The sequence below is a fragment of the Comamonas fluminis genome, from assembly GCF_019186805.1.
Classification (GTDB): Bacteria; Pseudomonadota; Gammaproteobacteria; order Burkholderiales; family Burkholderiaceae_C; genus Comamonas; species Comamonas fluminis.
The window spans coordinates 2,703,129-2,718,919 of sequence record NZ_CP066783.1 but is presented as its reverse complement, the minus strand read 5'-3'; the positions used below and the strand labels follow the sequence as shown (position 1 = coordinate 2,718,919).

The window sequence follows — 15,791 nt, the reverse complement described above, 5'->3', positions numbered from 1 at the left end:
CCCCTGTTTTGATAGCTGCAAGCGCAATTTGGCATTGGGGTAGAGGCTGATTTGCTGACTATTTCAGATGGGGCGGTCTTCGCAGGCATACTTCCAGCCCATGGCTCATACCTTCTTCTGGCACGACTACGAAACCTTTGGCGCCCAGCCGCGCTATGACCGCCCGGCGCAGTTTGCGGGCATACGCACGGATGCCGAGCTCAACGAGATTGGCGAGCCCGTCATGTGGTACTGCCAGCCCGCCAATGACTACCTGCCTGACCCGCAGGCCTGCCTGATTACCGGCATTACGCCTCAGCGTGCGCTGCAGGAAGGCGTGCCCGAGCATGAGTTCGCAGCCCTGATTGAAGCGGAACTGGCCCAGGCTGGCACTGTGGGCGTGGGCTACAACACCATTCGCTTTGACGACGAGGTCACGCGCTTCATGCTCTGGCGCAACCTCACTGACCCCTATGCCCGTGAGTGGCAGAACGGCTGTGGCCGCTGGGATTTGCTCGATGTCGTGCGCATGGTCTATGCGCTGCGCCCGGATGGCATCAACTGGCCCGTCAAGGAAGACGGCTCCCCCAGCTTCAAGCTGGAAGACCTGGCCCGCGCCAACGGCCTGCTGCACGAGCAGGCCCACGATGCCCTCAGCGACGTGCGCGCCACCATCGGGCTGGCGCGGCTGATTCGCAGCAAGCAGCCCCGGCTGTTTGACTTTGCCTTTGGCCTGCACAAGAAAGACGGGGCCCTGCGCGAAATGGGCCTGCCGACCACGCAGGAGCATGCGCGCCCGTTTCTGCATGTCACCGGCATGATTAACCCTGCACGTGGCTGCCTGGCCGTGATGTGGCCGCTGGCCACGCACCCGACCAACAAGAACGAAGTCATCTGCTGGGATCTGGCGGCAGACCCGTCCGAGCTGGCAGGCATCAGCATCGAAGACCTGCGCCTGCGCCTGTTTACCCGTCAGGCAGATATGCCCGAAGGCGTCACGCGCCTGCCGGTCAAGAATATTCACGTCAACAAATCGCCCATGGTGGTGGGCAGTCTCAAGACGCTGAGCCCCGCCATGGCCGAAAAATGGGGCGTGAACATGGAGCAATGCCTGCAGCACGCCGCCATTGCCCGCGACCTGCCGGATATGAGCGCGCAGTGGAAGGCCGTGTTCACCCGCGAAGCCGGTGCGCCGCTGGATGCCGATCAGGACCTGTACGGCGGCTTTGTCGGCAACGAAGACCGCCGCCGCCTGGAGCGCGTCAAACGCCTCTCACCCCAGGAGCTGGCGCTGGACAAGACCGGCTTTGACGATGCCCGCCTGACCGAGCTGGTCTGGCGCTACCGCGCGCGCAATTTCCCCATGACGCTGAGCGCCGACGAGCAGCAGCGCTGGCAGGACCACCGCGCCGCCTGCCTGATTGAAGGCGCTGGCGGCGCCCGCACGGCAGAGCAGATGTTTGCCATGATTGATGCCCTGTCTGAAACCGCCGACGAGCGCGCCGAGGAAATTCTGGGCGAGCTGTATGACTATGCCGATGGCATCGTGCCCGAGGTTTGAGGCTCCACGCTGCCCATAAAGAAGCCCGGTTGAACCGGGCTTCTTTCTTTGTAGCTGCTGCTTACTTGTCTGGCAGTGCGTAAGCAATGATGTAGTCACCTCGGTCAGGCGAGTTGCGCTGGCCACCTGCGGCCAGAACCACCATCTGCTTGCCGCTCTTGGGCGAGACAAAAGTCATGGGCGTGGCCTGGCCGCCCACGGGCAGGCGGGCCTTCCACAGCTCCTTGCCGCTGGTGGCATCCAGCGCACGCAGATAGTAGTCATAGCTGCCGCCCACAAACACCACGCCGCCAGCGGTCACCATGGGGCCGCCCATCACGGGCACACCAATGGGGATGGGCAATGTGCCCTTGACGCCCAGCGGCAGCTCGGTGTCCTGCACCGTGCCCAGCGGCTTTTTCCAGACGATGCTCTTGCTGCGCAGGTCGATGGCCGAGATTTCCCCATAAGGCGGTGCGTGGCAGGGAATGCCCAGGGGCGACATGAACGTGCCCTTGATCGCGCCATAGGGCGTGCCTGCCTGCACATGCAGACCGTCGTGGCCGCCGGGGGCATTGGGGTCGTCGGCCTGAGCGCGGGGGATGAACTGAATCCACATCGGCATGCGCATGCTGTTGGCGTAGAGGATGCCGTTGTGCTCGTCAATCGCTGCGCTGCCCCAGTTGAAGCCGCCGTAGTTGCCGGGGAACTGCAGCGAGCGTCCATCCTCATTGGGCAGGGTGAAGTCGCCCTCGTAGCGCATTTTCTTGAAGGCGATGCGGCAGGCCAGCTGGTCAAAGAAGGTGGCGCCCCACATCGAGGCCTCGGTCAAAGGCTCGGCGCCAATGGCTGGCATGCCCGTGGAATAGGGCTGGGTGGGCGATGCGCGGTCGCCCTTGGCCACATTGGTCGGCACGGGCTTGTCTTCCACCTTGGCAATGGGCTCGCCCGTAGCGCGGTTGAGCACAAAGATCTGGCCGCGCTTGGTCAGTTGCACCAGCGCCGGAACCGTTGCGCCCTTGTCATCAGGCAAATCGACCAGCGCTGGCTGGGACGGCACGTCGTAGTCCCACAGGTCATGGCGCGTGGTCTGGAAATGCCATTTCACGGTGCCGGAGTTCACATCCAGTGCTACGACGGAGGAGCTGTACTTGTCGCTCAGCGGCCTGCGGTGTCCGCCCCAGAAGTCGGGCGTCTGGTTGCCCGTGGGCAGATAGACCAGGCCCAGCTTTTCGTCAAACGAGGGCGGTGCCCAGACATTGGGTGTCGTGCGCGAATAGGTCTGGCCGGGCGGCGGCAGCTTGGTGATTTCGGGATTGTCAGGGTCCCAGGCCCAGAGCAGCTCGCCAGTGTCGGCACTGAAGGCGCGTACCACGCCCGAGGGCTCGTCGGTGGAGGCGCCATCTTGCACCCAGCCGCCCAGCACGATGCGGTTGCCCATCACCGTGGGCATGGAGGTGGGCATGTAATAAAACGGCTGGACAAGGCCCATGCCGACTTTCAGGTCCACCTCGCCGTTGTTGCCAAAGCCCGCGCAGGGCTGGCCATTGTCGGCGTCCACAGCGATCAGGCGCGCATCGGGCGTGCCGATGAAAACGCGGCGTGCGCAACTGCTTGTGGCTGCCGAGGTTTTGGCCAAGGCGTCTTCGGGATGGCGCTGGCTGTAGGCCGTGGCATCGTAATGGGCCACACCACGGCAGCGGTTCCACAGCTTGCTGTCGGCAGACTTGGAGTCAAAACGCCACTTCTCCTTGCCGCTGTCAGCGTCAAGTGCTATGACTTTTGCATAGGGTGTGCAGATGTAGAGCGTGTCGCCAATCTGTGTGGGTGTGCTCTGGTCTTCGGCGCCTTTGCCCGCAATATCACCGGTGCGGAAAGTCCAGGCCACTTTGAGCTGGTCCACGTTTTTGGCCGTGATCTGCTGAAACGGCGCATAGCGCGTGCCGCCCGGTGTACGGCCGTAGTATTCCCAGCGCTGCTGTTGGGCCTGGGCGGTATCCATAGCTGGTGCTGCCGTCATATTGGCAGCGTTGCGGATCACGCCATGCTCCTGGAACATGGCAATACCGCCCCAGACCATGGCAATCAGCAACACCAGTGCCGCGCCGTAAGCAGGCCCACGGCGCATGGGGTGCAGCGCAGCGGCAATCAGTGCCAGCACAAAGCCCAGCACCACCCAGGGTGCAAGCCTCGGCATCAGAGGCCAGAAGGCGGCGCCGACCTCCCAGTAGGCCCAGATCAGGGTGCCGACAAAGGCGACGGCAAAAACGCTGAATGCCGCTGTATTGCGCCGCCACAGCAGCACGCCCGAAACCAGCAGCAAGGCGCCAGCCACGACGTAGTACCAGGAGCCGCCCAGCATGGCCAGTTGCACGCCCATGCCCAGCAGTACCAGGCCGATCAATGCCAGCACCAAGGCGAACAGGGTGGTAAACCAGCCCCCTGCCTGCCCGGGATTTCGTTCCGATGATTGCATGACTCCCACCTCCAGCAGTTGTGCGCGGTGAGCGTTGGAGTTGCTCCTTGCGCGTTGCGGTATCGGGCTCGCTCAAATTGCTGATTCGCGCTTACTCGCTCAGGCCCGGTTTCACATTGTGTGAGCGCATGCAGGTCGCGCTTGGGGTCGGGACGGTGACAGTTTCTGTAGGCTTATGACGGGGCTTGCTGCGGCCCTGCGTTCTGATTCATGCGACTTGGCGCAGATTGTCTCGGGCTTGCTGCTCCAGCCGTTCCTGGAAAAAAGCGGTGGCATAAATCTGCGGGCGCTGCAAAAAGCTTTGCAGCACCTGTTTGCGCTTGAAGCCATAGATCAGCGCAGGCACCCAGCTATATTCGGCGCGCACTTGCTGGTCGTATTCGGCAAAGCGCCCGGGGCTGGCGCCCAGAATGGCCAGGTCAATATCGACCAGTAATTGCGCATCCGCATCCGCCTCCACGGGCTTGGCCGTGTGGCAAGTGGCCATGATGAGGTCGTGCACCCGCTGGCACATGGCATCGCTGGCTCCGGCGTGCTGCAGGGCGCTGCTGGCCCATTGCGCGCTGCGCAGTTCGTTGTCTTTGCCTTTGACGTCATAGACAGCGTCGTGAAACCACAGGGCCAGTTCTACTTCGGCGGGGTACTGGGCCAGGTGCCGTGCCGATGCCAAATGTGTCAGGCACTCCGCCAGATGCTGCTGGGTGTGATAGTGGCGCTGCGGCTCGGCGTAAGCGGTCAGCAGTTGCTGCTGCAAACTTTGGGGCGGTCGCAGTTGCAGGCCTGCCCAGGCTTGCTGCCAGGAGGCTTGAAACTGTGCGAGATCGTTGGAGCTCATGGCAGCACCCGGTTTCATTTTTTTGCAAGAAATCGGCCTGAAGTCAGCGCCGATTAATGCAGTTATCCAAAAAATTGATAGCAAACCACAATAGCCGCGACCACACCGGCCAGCTCTGCGATGAGTGCGCAGGGCACGGCATGGCGGGCACGCTGAATACCAACGGCGCCAAAGTACACGGCCAGCACATAAAAAGTAGTTTCGGTGCTGCCCTGAACCGTGGCTGCAGTTAGCGCGGCAAAGCTGTCCACGCCCTGGCTTTGCATGGTCTCAATCAGCATGGCGCGGGCCGCACTGCCTGAAAACGGTTTGACCAGTGCGGTAGGCAGCGCATCCACAAAGCGGGCATCCATGCCCACGGCGTCAACGATCCAGCGAATGGCAGACAGCACATATTCCAGCGCCCCCGAGGCGCGGAACACGCCCACGGCGCAAAGCATGGCTACCAGATAGGGCAGCAGACCCTTGGCCACGTCAAAGCCTTCCTTGGCGCCTTCAATAAAGCTGTCGTACACGGCGACCTTTTTCCAGGCCCCCAGACCCACGAACAGCACGATCAGTGCAAACAGCGTGAGATTGCCCATGAGCGATGACAGATGGGCCAGCGCAGCCGCGCTGAGTGTGGTCAAGAACGCCATGAACGCGCCCAGCGCCAGCGCTACCGGCAGCAGATAGGCCAGCACCACGGGGCTGAAGATGGGAAGGCGCTGAACGATGGCCACGCTGAGCAAACCCACCAGCGTAGAGGCCGATGTGGCCAGCAAGATGGGCAGGAACACCAGCGTCGGGTCTGCCGCACCTTGTTGCATGCGGTACATGAAGATGGTGACGGGCAGCAGCGTCAGCGATGAGGCGTTGAGCACCAGAAACAGAATCTGTGCGTTCGTCGCAGTGTCCGGGCGCCGGTTCAGCTCCTGCAGCGCACGCATGGCTTTGAGGCCCATGGGCGTGGCCGCATTGTCCAGCCCCAGGCCGTTGGCAGCAAAGTTCAGCGTGATCAGGCCAAGCGCAGGGTGGCCGCGTGGCACCTCGGGCATCAGCTTGGCAAACAGCGGGCCTAGCATTCTGGCCAGCCACTCCACCACACCGGCTTTTTCAGCAATGCGCAAAAAACCCAGCCACAGCGTGAGCGTGCCAAACAGCAGCACCATCACCTCGACCGAGAGCTTGGCCATGGCAAACAGGGCCTGCACCATAGCCGAGAAAACCTCGGCCTGACCACCAATCAGCCATTGCGCCAGCGCGGCCACGGCTGCCACCAGAAAGAAACCCAGCCACAAGGCATTGAGCATAAAAAATCGACCTGAGTCCTGAACTGGCGTCGATTATGCTTTTGCCACAAGCCTGCTGGGGCGCTTGATGATGGGAAGGGAAGAAATGGCAGATGGGGAAAGCGCTGCACCGCAGCCGCCTGCGGGGCATGTCTGGGGGATCAGGGGGCTGACCGCGCTGTTTGCCCTGTGCGGGCTGGCTTCGCTGTACCAGACGGTCATTGGGTGGAGCGTGGCGGGCCCTGTGGTTTTGGAGATGTCGCCGGATGTCTGGCTGACGTTTGGGCTGGCCGGGCTCTACGGCCCCTTGTTCCTGCTTTGCGCCTGGTTTTGCGCACGGCGCAGCCGCTATGCCGTGCATTCTTATGGCTTTTTGGTGCTGCTGTGGGTGTCGTCCACTTTGACAAACTATTGGCTGCGGGGCTGGAGATTCGCAGAGCCTGATGCCTGGCAATTGGGCCTGGTTGGTCTGGCTTTGACTGTGCTGCCCTGGTTTTATCTGAACATTCTGCGCTCCAGACACTGGCTGCGTTGACCGGATGAGGTGGCCGGTGTCACCCGCTTTTGGCACGAAGCCATGTCAAGAAATTGGCGGCGTTCCGACCTTGGCGGCTTGGCGGGTGTATAAATTGCGGTTCGAGTTTTTCTGCGGATGGGCGCGCTGTGCGTCTGTCCCTCACCAATCAACAAGGAATCGCACCCATGGGCGCGCAATGGAAAGCAAAGGGCAAGGCGCTGGTCGCTGATGCCAAGGGCAAGCTGTTTGGCAAGCTGGTCAAGGAAATCATGGTCGCAGCCCGTCTGGGCGGCGGCGACCCTGCCGCCAATTCTCGCCTGCGCATGGCAGTGGAAGCGGCCCGCAAGGCATCCATGCCCAAGGACACGCTGGACCGCGCCATCAAGAAGGGCGCTGGCGTTGGCGCCGACGCTGTGAACTACTCCAGCGTGCTGTTTGAAGGCTATGCCCCCCATCGCGTGCCCGTGATGGTGGAATGCCTGACCGACAACCCCAACCGCACTGCGCCCAATATGCGCGTGTGCTTCCGCAAGGGCCAGATGAGCGCCGTGGCATGGGACTTTGACCATGTGGGCATGATCGAAGGCGAACCCGAAAACGGCGCCGATGTGGAAATGGCAGCCATTGAAGCAGGCGCTCAAGATTTCGAGCCCGGCGACGAAGAGGGCGTGACCCTGTTCATTACTGAGATCGCCGATCTGGATGCTGTCAGCAAGGCGCTGCCTGCTCAAGGCATCAAGGTACTGTCGGTCAAGCTGGGCTACAAGGCCAAGAACCCCGTCAGCATGTCTAGCCTGTCTGCCGAGCAGCAGGAAGAAGTGCAAGACTTCCTGGCGGGCCTGGAAAACGACGACGACGTGCAGCACGTCTATGCCGGTCTGGTGGACTGAACCCCCAGCAGTGGTATCCAAGAGAAGAGGGCGGCCAGATGGTCGCTCTTTTTTTGCCTGAATTTTTCGGGGATTCTTCGCGAGGTGGCAGCTTTCTATACTGCAAGGCTATCGAACTGCTTTTGTCTGCCGCCTCATGCCTTGTTTGCCCCGCCTTCCGGTATTTGCTCGCCTGCCTGTCATCGCTTTGTCTGCATTGCTGGTCGCCCCCGGGGTGCTGCATGCGGCAGAACCCAGAGAAAAGGGCACCCAGCCTGCTGCCAAGCGGGCTGAGCAAGCCGCCGAGCAGTCTGCCGAGCAGAACTCGCCTTTTTTCAAGCAGCGCCGTGCGGTGGTTGACGCTGCCAAGGCCAGCCGCTGGGACGATGCCATTGCCCAGGCGCGCAAGCTGGTGGACATGACCCAGCCGCAAGGCAACCCTTACGAGCAGCTCGATGCTTCAGAACTGCTCTACACCTTGCTCTATCAGCAGGGGCAATATGCGCAGGCTGTCTTGCAGACCGACCAGATGATGCAACTGGCAGCGACGGATGACATGGGGCCGGTCAACGGCCAGATGCAGGCGCTGGTTCAGCGGGGGCTAATGGCAGCGGTCATGGCCGATGACAAGGCCGCGCTGGCCCGCTATCTGCAGGCCCTCAAGCAGGAGGCCAAGCCTTTTGCGCCGCTGTGGCAGTGGGATGCGCAGCGCAACCAGCTGGGCTATCAGGCTGCGCAATTCAGCGTGCCGCTGGTGCAGGGGCGCTGGGTGCTGTTTCAGCTGGAGCCCGCCAAAGACCGCAAGGATGCTGCCAGTCTGCAGTACGTCTATCTGAAACCGGATGGAAAACGCCTGCTGGCCCGTGTGCAGATCAGCTATGAAGAGCGTCTGAAAGATATGGACGTCGTGGCTCGGCAGAAATGGCTGCAGGAAGAGCGCAGCACTCTGGCCAGCGAGCAAACGCCAGAGCCGTCCATCAAGCTGCCCGCGCTGCCTTTTACCGATGGTGTGCAAACCCAGCAGGCCAGCCGCGAAAAGCGAAGCGGCGGGCGGCCCGACATCCTGCATCTGGACTGGGCGCTGGTGCGCGGCAACTGGAGCCTGAGCCTGCAGGCCGAGCAACTGGACAGCGAGCGTGACACTGCACTGCAGCAACTGCCCCAGCTCTGGCAGGCCATGCAATGGCCCAACGCCCCAGAGCTGCCCCCGCAACTGCCGCGCCAGGAGCGTGAAGTGACAATGGCCTGGCAAGTTGACAAAGACTGGCCCAAGGCAGGCCAACTGGCCCGTGCCGCCTTGCCAGATGCCCAGTACCCCGCCGAGCTGGCGCGCCTGAACTCCGTGGCGGGCATCTCGGCCTTCAAGGCGGGGCAGCAAGCCGAAGCTGGGCGCTATCTGGATCAGGCCCTGCAAGCCTGGCCCTATGTCAGCCTGTTCAGGCTGGAGTCTGAGCTGGTCGATCAAACCCAGCAATACGGGGCCGAGCTGGCAGCGCAGCAGGGCCGCAACGCCGATGCCGCCGCGCTGATGCGCCAGTACCTGCGCAACGCGGGCGGGCTGCAGAACATCTGGGTACAGGCCAAAGACCCGCAGGTGGCCGAGCTGGAAAACCGCCGCACCGGCATGGTGCTGCCCATGCGTGCGGCAGGCTTTCATCTGCAGGAGCCGCTGGATTCGCAGCGCATGCTGTACCGCGACCTGATGACCGAGCAGCAAATGGGCCTGACCACGGGGCTGAAGATTCCCGAGACCGACGATGCGCAGGAAAAACTGCTGCGCACGGCGGTGGAAAAGCAGTTTGGCCTGACGCTGGGAGCTTTGAAAAAAAGCAGCTTCGCAGCCCAGACCCGGGCCAGTGACCGCAAGCCTGTGGGGCGACAGTGGGCCTTTGAAGTCACCGCGCAGCAGAGCAAGACTGGCAAGAAAGAGGTGAAGCTGGTCAAGCAGGTGATCTTCTGGATCGTGGATCAAGCCAGCACCCGCTCCATATTGCGTGCTTCCATAGCGACAGCAGGCGAACAAGCCCAGGCGGAACAACTGGCCAAGGCGTTGAACTGGTGAATGAAATATGAATCGCCCCGGGTTTTCTAGACACTTCTGAGCCTCAATCCCGAGGCCCAATAGGAGGTGCCATGAGTAAGCCTAAATATCCAGACGAATTCAAGATCGAAGCCATCAAGCAGATCACACAACGAGGCCACAAGGTCGCTGACGTGTCACAGCGCCTTGGCGTTAGTCAACATAGCCTGTATCAGTGGCTGAAGACGCATTCAGGGCCTCCCGCAGAGCGACAAGCTCAACTTACGCAGACAGAAGAGTTGCGCAGACTAAAGTCCGAGCTCAAGCGTGTGACCGAGGAGCGTGACATCCTAAAAAAGGCCGCAGCGTACTTTGCCAAGCAGCTCGGGTGAAGTACGCATTTATTCAGAAACATGAGCACGAATACAGCATTCGTAGCATGTGCAAAGTCATGGTGGTACATCCCAGCGGGTATTACGCTTGGAAAGCTGAACCCGTCAGCCCACGGGCTCGGGATGATCTGCGACTGCAAGGTTTGCTCAAACAAGCCTGGCTTGAAAGTGGTGGTGTGTACGGCTACCGCAAGCTCACACTGGACATGCGGGATCTGGGAGAGCGCTGCGGTAAACACCGCGTGGCCCGTTTGCTCAAGCTCCAAGGGCTGCGTTCGCAAACGGGATACCGGCGCCGCCCTGGGATGCGCGGAGGCAAGCCCGCCATAGTTGCCCCTAACCACCTGCAGCGCCGCTTCGCTGTGGATGAGCCCAATCAATCGTGGGTGACCGACATCACGTACATCCGCACTCACGAGGGATGGCTGTACCTGGCAGTGGTGGTTGATCTGTTCTCCCGTCTGGTCGTGGGCTGGTCCATGGGCAGCCGCATCGATACCGACTTGGTACTCGATGCACTACTGATGGCTCTGTGGCGTCGTCGACCTGATCAGGCGGTCATGGTGCATTCGGATCAGGGAAGTCAGTTCACCGGGCATGACTGGCAGGACTTCCTACGAGATCACAACCTAGTCTCCAGCATGAGTCGCCGCGGTAACTGTCATGACAACGCAGTGGCCGAGAGCTTCTTCCAGTTGCTCAAGCGCGAGCGAATTCGTCGCCAGATCTACACGTCGCGCGAGGACGCAAGGGCAGATATCTTCAACTACATCGAGATGTTCTACAACCCAAAAAGGCGTCACGGCACTGCAGGAGATATTTCTCCGATAGAGTTCGAGAAACGCCATTCCCAACGGCTTAAAAGTGTCTAGGGAATCCGGGGCGATTCAATACTCATTATTTGATAGCTGGTAGCGTATATTGGATAAGGGCTTGAAATTGATTTTTCTGAGGCTCTTCGGCAATCAATGCCAGCTCTTGTGCGTAGCGGGTGACGGCCAATGAGGGAGCATGTGTTTGGACGGGCTGAAGTCCAATAACTGCTGGCGCTGATGGCGCTGATGGCCGAAATTGAGGCCAAAGCGCAGGGTCTTGACTGAGCGGGCCATGCTCAGCGTGTGATTGCGTAAATTCCGCTGTTGGGACGCGAGAAAAAGATGGGTGAGGTAGCGGATTAGCGTAAGGCGCCAAATAAAAAGCGCTGAACTCCGAATTGACTTCAGGGCTTTTTTGACTTGGGTAAGAAACAAGCCATTCAGGCTAATTTTCGACTGTCGCTTATCGACCCTGAGCCGCCATCCAGTTAGAAGCTCGAAAACCGTCACTCATTGGTCAGCATAGGCAGAAAAAATTCTATTTCCTGCTATCTCTGTCTCGCAGATGTCATAAACCGTTCCAGTTAACAAGCAAGCACACGCATTGCACTTAGGCTTACTCGGTGGACTGGCTATAGTGTTAATAGCGAATTCGCTCACGGACCAAGTTCAGCCGACCGTGTGGCGCGCAATACAGGAGGGGAGACGGAGTTCATGGCCGAATTTAGTACAGTACTTTCATGCTGCACATCCATCTTCAAGCTAGGCTACAAGCCCCTTGCCGCGTTTTTTTGTGCCAATTTAGACTGCAAGCGCCAGACAGGGCCTGCGGTGTGGAGCCATCTACATTACGTTGGGCGCGATGAATCCCATTGAGTGGCTTGAGCAGACAGTCCCCGGTTTCAGAGATCTTCCTGAAGAAGATCGTTGGGCGATTCTTCACTTTGCCCTCCTGTGGAGCCTTTTTGAGGCCAAGGGGCTGCAAACACGCGCATCAGCGCAAGCCATCTTGGCACTTGTCCACGAGCGAAAGGCAGAAGGACGTCTTGATGCAGCAGCTTTTCAGTCTAGCTTGGCCTATTTTCAGCAGAGATATTTCGTTGATGGGCAGTTCACTGACCACTTCAATGGCCTAAACCTTCGGAACAATGACAACCCAGCGTTGGTGAAGCAGGTTCTAAGCGCAAGCAACAGCGATCCGGCAGATTCCGTAGCCGCGTTGCTTATCGTCATCTACCGTTTGAGAAACAATCTATTCCACGGCGTGAAGTGGGCCTACGGCATTCAAGGACAGCGCAGCAACTTCGAGCATGCAAACAACGCTCTCATCTGCGGTCTCACACAGTTAGTGCCGAGTGGTTCCTAATCCATTCATCGAGAGGATGTCGCCAGGCAAGCCGGTCGCCACCTCTCATTTCAAATATTAGGCTTTTCGTTCGCTTACACAATTCCTCAATGACTCAAGAAGACGTCACCAATCCCTTTGAATCAACGACAACTATCGCCCCAGAGGTACGTGCATTATCGGATCGAGTCAAAGAGCAATTTATTGTTTCTTTTGAACTAAGTTCACGACACACTAAAGAGATTTCCGACCTAATTCAAAGATTGCCAGAGCACTTGCAGGCGGCGCCTCAGTCATTTCTATCTGCCCTCACGGCCATCAGCGATGCCGCTTGCCTACCAAATCGCATCTCCTTTGGCCTTGCATGGGAGAACGAGCGATCAAGAGTCCTGCTCCATGCAATCCACACAATTAACGGAAAGGGCTTGCTTCCAAATGAAAGCCAAGAAGAAGCGTCTGATCGCGTAATTAAACAAGCGCACGCCGCAGCCGACGAAGAGATGCGAACAATCACACAGTCGGAAGCAAGGTTCAATCGTGTATTTCGGCAATCTATCGAAGCGCTGCTATTCGACCCATTCCAGCAGAGCACTGTGCAAGCAGCCAAGGAGTTGAGATATCAAACAGCCGTTGCCATTTGGTCCTCTATCGAAGTGCTACTCAAAGATCAACTGATAGAAATCATCAACTGGAAGCCAGAGCTAGCAAAGCGACTCATCACAGATGAAGTTGCAAAAAAAAGATTTGAACTGCCGAAATTGACTTTCGATGAACTGGAAGAACGGAAGTTCAACTTCCAAAACTGCATGGGTGACCTACTAGTTCGGCAACGCGATGCCAGCGACTTGCTTACACTGAAAGCTGCGGTCGGAGCTATCTGGGGAAAAGGCGATCTCTTCAACATCCTAGAGAGCCGCGAAATACGGCTATTAAATTTGCAGCGCCACCTAATTGTTCATAGGCGCGGTATTGTGGATGAAAAGTATCTTTCCCAGTCTGGCGATCAGGCCCAAAAGGGGGAACCAGTAGCAATTCCGCCATCCAGCATCGTGAACTTCTACAGAGTTGCGGCCAAGGTTGGCAAGATTGCCTGCGAAGCATTCTTGGCGCTATGCAATCCGATACCCGGCTTGCCCATTGATCAAAACGACTCTCCAAAAAAACAATACAACACCAATATTTCAGTTTAAAAGTGCGAGTACGACACCGTGACCACACGCACCAGCCTAACTGTGCATTCAACGCGGACGCCGCTACAACCCATGGCTTCGGCATTTTTATGGTCTGTAGCGGTGCCCTCCGCACTTTTTGCTCCTGCACCAGCTAACTGGAGTGTTGAATGTCTGCTTCTTGATTCCATCAAAGGCAGCTCCTGGCCGCTCTGAGACTTTCATTAACCTGCCAGTCCGAGCCAAGCCATTTGGGGCTGTTTACGCCCAGCTCAGTACACCGCAAAGCTCCTGACTTGATAGCGGTAAACAATTGATAGGTATGCGCTTGAGACCATTTTGATGTAAACCCCAGAACGCTCAGTAACATCACTCAACGCTCAACATCCCCTGACACAAGGCGGCGGCCATCATGCTTTGTGAGGGCCGGGCGTCTGAATTTGCCCATCACCGCCTGTTTTATACGTTAAGTTTCAAGGCACTGTCCCAGAGTGTGCGCATGCTTTGGGGGCTGGGGCCGCCGCTCGTTGTTTTGTGAGGGCGCTCCCCGGTTTTTGTTGGATATGTCTTGAAAGGTGCCCATCGTGCACAAGCGTTCTTTGATTGCGGCGTTCGCCGCTGCGGCTTTGTTGCCTGCCGCTTCTCTGGTTCAGGCTCAGGATTTGAAAGTCACCATCGGCGTGACCGCTGGCCCCCACGCTCAGATTGCCGAAGTGGCCAAGCAGGGCCTGAAGGTCAAGCTGGTGGAGTTTGGCGACTTCATCCAGCCCAATGCGGCGCTGGCCACTGGCGATATCGACGCCAATATCTACCAGCACCAGCCCTTCCTTGATGCCCAGAACAAGGACCGTGGCTACAAGCTGGTGCCTGTGGCCAAGGCGGTGAATCAGCAAATGGGCGTGTATTCCAAAAAGATCAAAAAGCTGGCTGACCTCAAGAGCGGCGCCCGCGTCGGTATTCCCAACGACCCGACCAATGGCTCGCGCGCCTTGATGGTGCTGGCCAAGCAGGGGCTGATTACGCTCAAGGCCAATGCTGGCGCACGCGCTTCGGTGCTGGACATTACGGCCAACCCCAAGAAGCTCAAGTTCATTGAGCTGGAAGCCGCCCAGCTGGCCCGTGCGCTGGATGATCTGGATGCCGCAGCGGTGAACAGCAGCTATGCCGTGGCCGCAGGCCTGTCGCCCCAGGCCGATTCGCTGGCGCTGGAGGATGTGAACACGCCTTATGTGACCGTGCTCATCGTCACGCGTGCCGGTCACGAGCAGGACAAGGGCCTGCAAGCCTTTGTGAAGGCCTACCAGTCGCCCGAGGTCAAAGCCTTTGTGGACAAGACCTTCAAGGGCGCTTACACAACCGCGTGGTGATGCCCATGACTTTGCCTTTCAATGCATTGCAGGCCGACCTGTTCGAGCGGGCCAAGGCCTTGCTGGATGAGGAATGGCTGAGCCGCGATGCCGATCTGGCGCCGCTGCTGCCTGTGGTGCTGGCCCGTGGCGTGGGCCAGGACTGGCACAAGGCGGGCACGTTTCGCCACCATCTGGTGGGCGTGGCGCGCTCGCTGGCGCTGTGGCAGCAGCCTAAAGAGGTGCGCTTGCTGGGCCTGCTGCACAGCGTGTATGGCAATGCCTTTGTCGATCTGGTCAAGTTCGACGCCAGCAATGAGCGCGAGCATCTGAAATCGCTGGTGGGAGAGCAGGCCGAGCATCTGGTCTATCTGTTTTGCACCATGAGCCGCACGCAGTTCGTGCAAAAACTGCTGGCGGGCGATATCGCCGCTGACGGCAGTATGCAGATCGAACGCAACGGCCCCGAGCCACGCGAGACCATCACGCTGACGGCCTATGAGGTGGCCGCGTTTGCCGTGGTCAGCATGGCCGACAGCATGGAGCAGTGGTTCAGCTGGCAGGAAGACATTTACTCGCGCTTTCCCGCTGTGGACAGCAGCCGCCAGCAAACCGTGTACTGGGCGGCATCGCTGTGGCCCGGTCCCATGCGCCCCAGCAGCCGCATGCTCAGTCAGATCAGTGGTTTGGGCCATGCGCTGCAGCATGCAGCGCTGAAAAACCAGCTGCCGCTGCCGCCCGTTTTTGCCAGCTGCAGCCAGTTGCTCAGCGCAGGCAACGAAGCCGCTGCGGTGGCGCTGTACTGGTCGGTGATTCAGCTGGACCAGCCCTTGGTTGATCTGGATGCCGCCACCGCCACGCTGGAGCAAGCCGTCGCCCTCAACCCCTGGGTGGGTGAGCCGCAGTTGGTGCTGGCCCAGCTGTACTTAAGCGCAGGCCGCAATGCGGAAGCCGCCGCTGCGGCTCAGAGCGCGCTGCAGTGCTTTAGCTGCTGGGGCAATGCCTGGGACAAGCGCGTGCAGTGGGACGCCTGGATGGCCTGGGCGCGCATTCTGCTGCAGTCGGCAGAGCAGGGCAGCTGGCCTGTGCGGCTGGACAAGCTCAACAATATGGCGTTGCACTGAGTTTTGATGAAATCTGAGATAAGTCAAGATATATAAAGCGCCTGATGCTATCAATAGGATAGCTTTCTGCCGCCATTGATCCCATTTCGGCCT

Annotated in this window: 12 protein-coding genes; 9 read left to right on the top strand and 3 right to left on the bottom strand. The window is 59.3% G+C overall.

Going from position 1 to position 15,791, the window contains the following annotated elements; genetic code table 11:
* Positions 1 to 100 precede the first annotated feature (100 nt).
* Positions 101 to 1,540, top strand: coding sequence for an exodeoxyribonuclease I (sbcB, locus tag JDW18_RS12800; RefSeq protein WP_218239829.1), 1,440 nt, complete (start codon positions 101 to 103; stop codon positions 1,538 to 1,540).
* Between the two features lie 61 nt (positions 1,541 to 1,601).
* Here the strand turns inward: sbcB and JDW18_RS12795 are convergent, their stop codons facing one another.
* The 3 genes from JDW18_RS12795 to JDW18_RS12785 all read right to left on the bottom strand — a co-directional run bounded on the left by JDW18_RS12795 (position 1,602) and on the right by JDW18_RS12785 (position 6,122).
* Positions 1,602 to 3,995 carry a membrane-bound PQQ-dependent dehydrogenase, glucose/quinate/shikimate family gene (locus tag JDW18_RS12795; protein ID WP_218239828.1) on the bottom strand — a complete coding sequence of 798 codons (2,394 nt, stop codon included), beginning with the start codon at positions 3,993 to 3,995 and terminating at the stop codon, positions 1,602 to 1,604.
* A gap of 208 nt (positions 3,996 to 4,203) precedes the next feature.
* Positions 4,204 to 4,830 (bottom strand): HD domain-containing protein, encoded by a 627-nt coding sequence (locus JDW18_RS12790; RefSeq protein WP_218239827.1) that lies wholly within the window; start codon positions 4,828 to 4,830, stop codon positions 4,204 to 4,206.
* Between the two features lie 62 nt (positions 4,831 to 4,892).
* Positions 4,893 to 6,122: a nucleoside recognition domain-containing protein gene (locus tag JDW18_RS12785; RefSeq protein ID WP_218239826.1), complete on the bottom strand. Its 1,230-nt coding sequence runs from the start codon at positions 6,120 to 6,122 to the stop codon at positions 4,893 to 4,895.
* An 85-nt stretch (positions 6,123 to 6,207) separates the two neighbouring features.
* Here JDW18_RS12785 and JDW18_RS12780 point away from each other — a divergent pair, with 85 nt between their 5' ends.
* From JDW18_RS12780 to JDW18_RS12745, 8 genes are all read left to right on the top strand, one after another.
* The gene (locus JDW18_RS12780) at positions 6,208 to 6,636 is read left to right on the top strand and encodes a hypothetical protein (protein WP_218239825.1); all 429 of its coding nucleotides are present in this window, start codon (positions 6,208 to 6,210) and stop codon (positions 6,634 to 6,636) included.
* Between the two features lie 167 nt (positions 6,637 to 6,803).
* A complete protein-coding gene (locus JDW18_RS12775) occupies positions 6,804 to 7,508 on the top strand; it encodes a YebC/PmpR family DNA-binding transcriptional regulator (RefSeq protein ID WP_218239824.1) in 705 nt (234 codons plus the stop codon).
* A 136-nt stretch (positions 7,509 to 7,644) separates the two neighbouring features.
* Complete coding sequence (locus JDW18_RS12770; protein ID WP_246609886.1) at positions 7,645 to 9,549, top strand: hypothetical protein; 1,905 nt, start codon at positions 7,645 to 7,647, stop codon at positions 9,547 to 9,549.
* A gap of 71 nt (positions 9,550 to 9,620) precedes the next feature.
* A protein-coding gene (locus JDW18_RS12765; protein ID WP_218239616.1) for an IS3 family transposase occupies positions 9,621 to 10,771 on the top strand; the annotation gives its coding sequence in 2 pieces (ribosomal slippage) (positions 9,621 to 9,867 and positions 9,867 to 10,771; 1,152 coding nt in all).
* 805 nt (positions 10,772 to 11,576) lie between these two features.
* Complete coding sequence (locus tag JDW18_RS12760; RefSeq protein ID WP_218239823.1) at positions 11,577 to 12,080, top strand: nuclear hormone receptor family protein; 504 nt, start codon at positions 11,577 to 11,579, stop codon at positions 12,078 to 12,080.
* An 89-nt stretch (positions 12,081 to 12,169) separates the two neighbouring features.
* Positions 12,170 to 13,249, top strand: a complete 1,080-nt coding sequence (locus tag JDW18_RS12755) for a hypothetical protein (protein WP_218239822.1) — start codon at positions 12,170 to 12,172, stop codon at positions 13,247 to 13,249.
* Between the two features lie 560 nt (positions 13,250 to 13,809).
* Positions 13,810 to 14,595, top strand: a complete 786-nt coding sequence (locus tag JDW18_RS12750; protein ID WP_218243890.1) for a MetQ/NlpA family ABC transporter substrate-binding protein — start codon at positions 13,810 to 13,812, stop codon at positions 14,593 to 14,595.
* Positions 14,596 to 14,600: 5 nt separating this feature from the next.
* Complete coding sequence (locus JDW18_RS12745) at positions 14,601 to 15,698, top strand: DUF6817 domain-containing protein (RefSeq protein ID WP_218239821.1); 1,098 nt, start codon at positions 14,601 to 14,603, stop codon at positions 15,696 to 15,698.
* Positions 15,699 to 15,791 lie beyond the last annotated feature (93 nt).

Bases quoted from the DNA above. Each gene is read 5' to 3' on its own strand.
- sbcB (WP_218239829.1), top strand. From the start codon at position 101: ATGGCTCATACCTTCTTCTGGCACGACTACGAAACCTTTGGCGCCCAG.
- JDW18_RS12795 (WP_218239828.1), bottom strand. From the start codon at position 3,995: ATGCAATCATCGGAACGAAATCCCGGGCAGGCAGGGGGCTGGTTTACC.
- JDW18_RS12790 (WP_218239827.1), bottom strand. From the start codon at position 4,830: ATGAGCTCCAACGATCTCGCACAGTTTCAAGCCTCCTGGCAGCAAGCC.
- JDW18_RS12785 (WP_218239826.1), bottom strand. From the start codon at position 6,122: ATGCTCAATGCCTTGTGGCTGGGTTTCTTTCTGGTGGCAGCCGTGGCC.
- JDW18_RS12780 (WP_218239825.1), top strand. From the start codon at position 6,208: ATGGCAGATGGGGAAAGCGCTGCACCGCAGCCGCCTGCGGGGCATGTC.
- JDW18_RS12775 (WP_218239824.1), top strand. From the start codon at position 6,804: ATGGGCGCGCAATGGAAAGCAAAGGGCAAGGCGCTGGTCGCTGATGCC.
- JDW18_RS12770 (WP_246609886.1), top strand. From the start codon at position 7,645: ATGCCTTGTTTGCCCCGCCTTCCGGTATTTGCTCGCCTGCCTGTCATC.
- JDW18_RS12760 (WP_218239823.1), top strand. From the start codon at position 11,577: ATGAATCCCATTGAGTGGCTTGAGCAGACAGTCCCCGGTTTCAGAGAT.
- JDW18_RS12755 (WP_218239822.1), top strand. From the start codon at position 12,170: ATGACTCAAGAAGACGTCACCAATCCCTTTGAATCAACGACAACTATC.
- JDW18_RS12745 (WP_218239821.1), top strand. From the start codon at position 14,601: ATGACTTTGCCTTTCAATGCATTGCAGGCCGACCTGTTCGAGCGGGCC.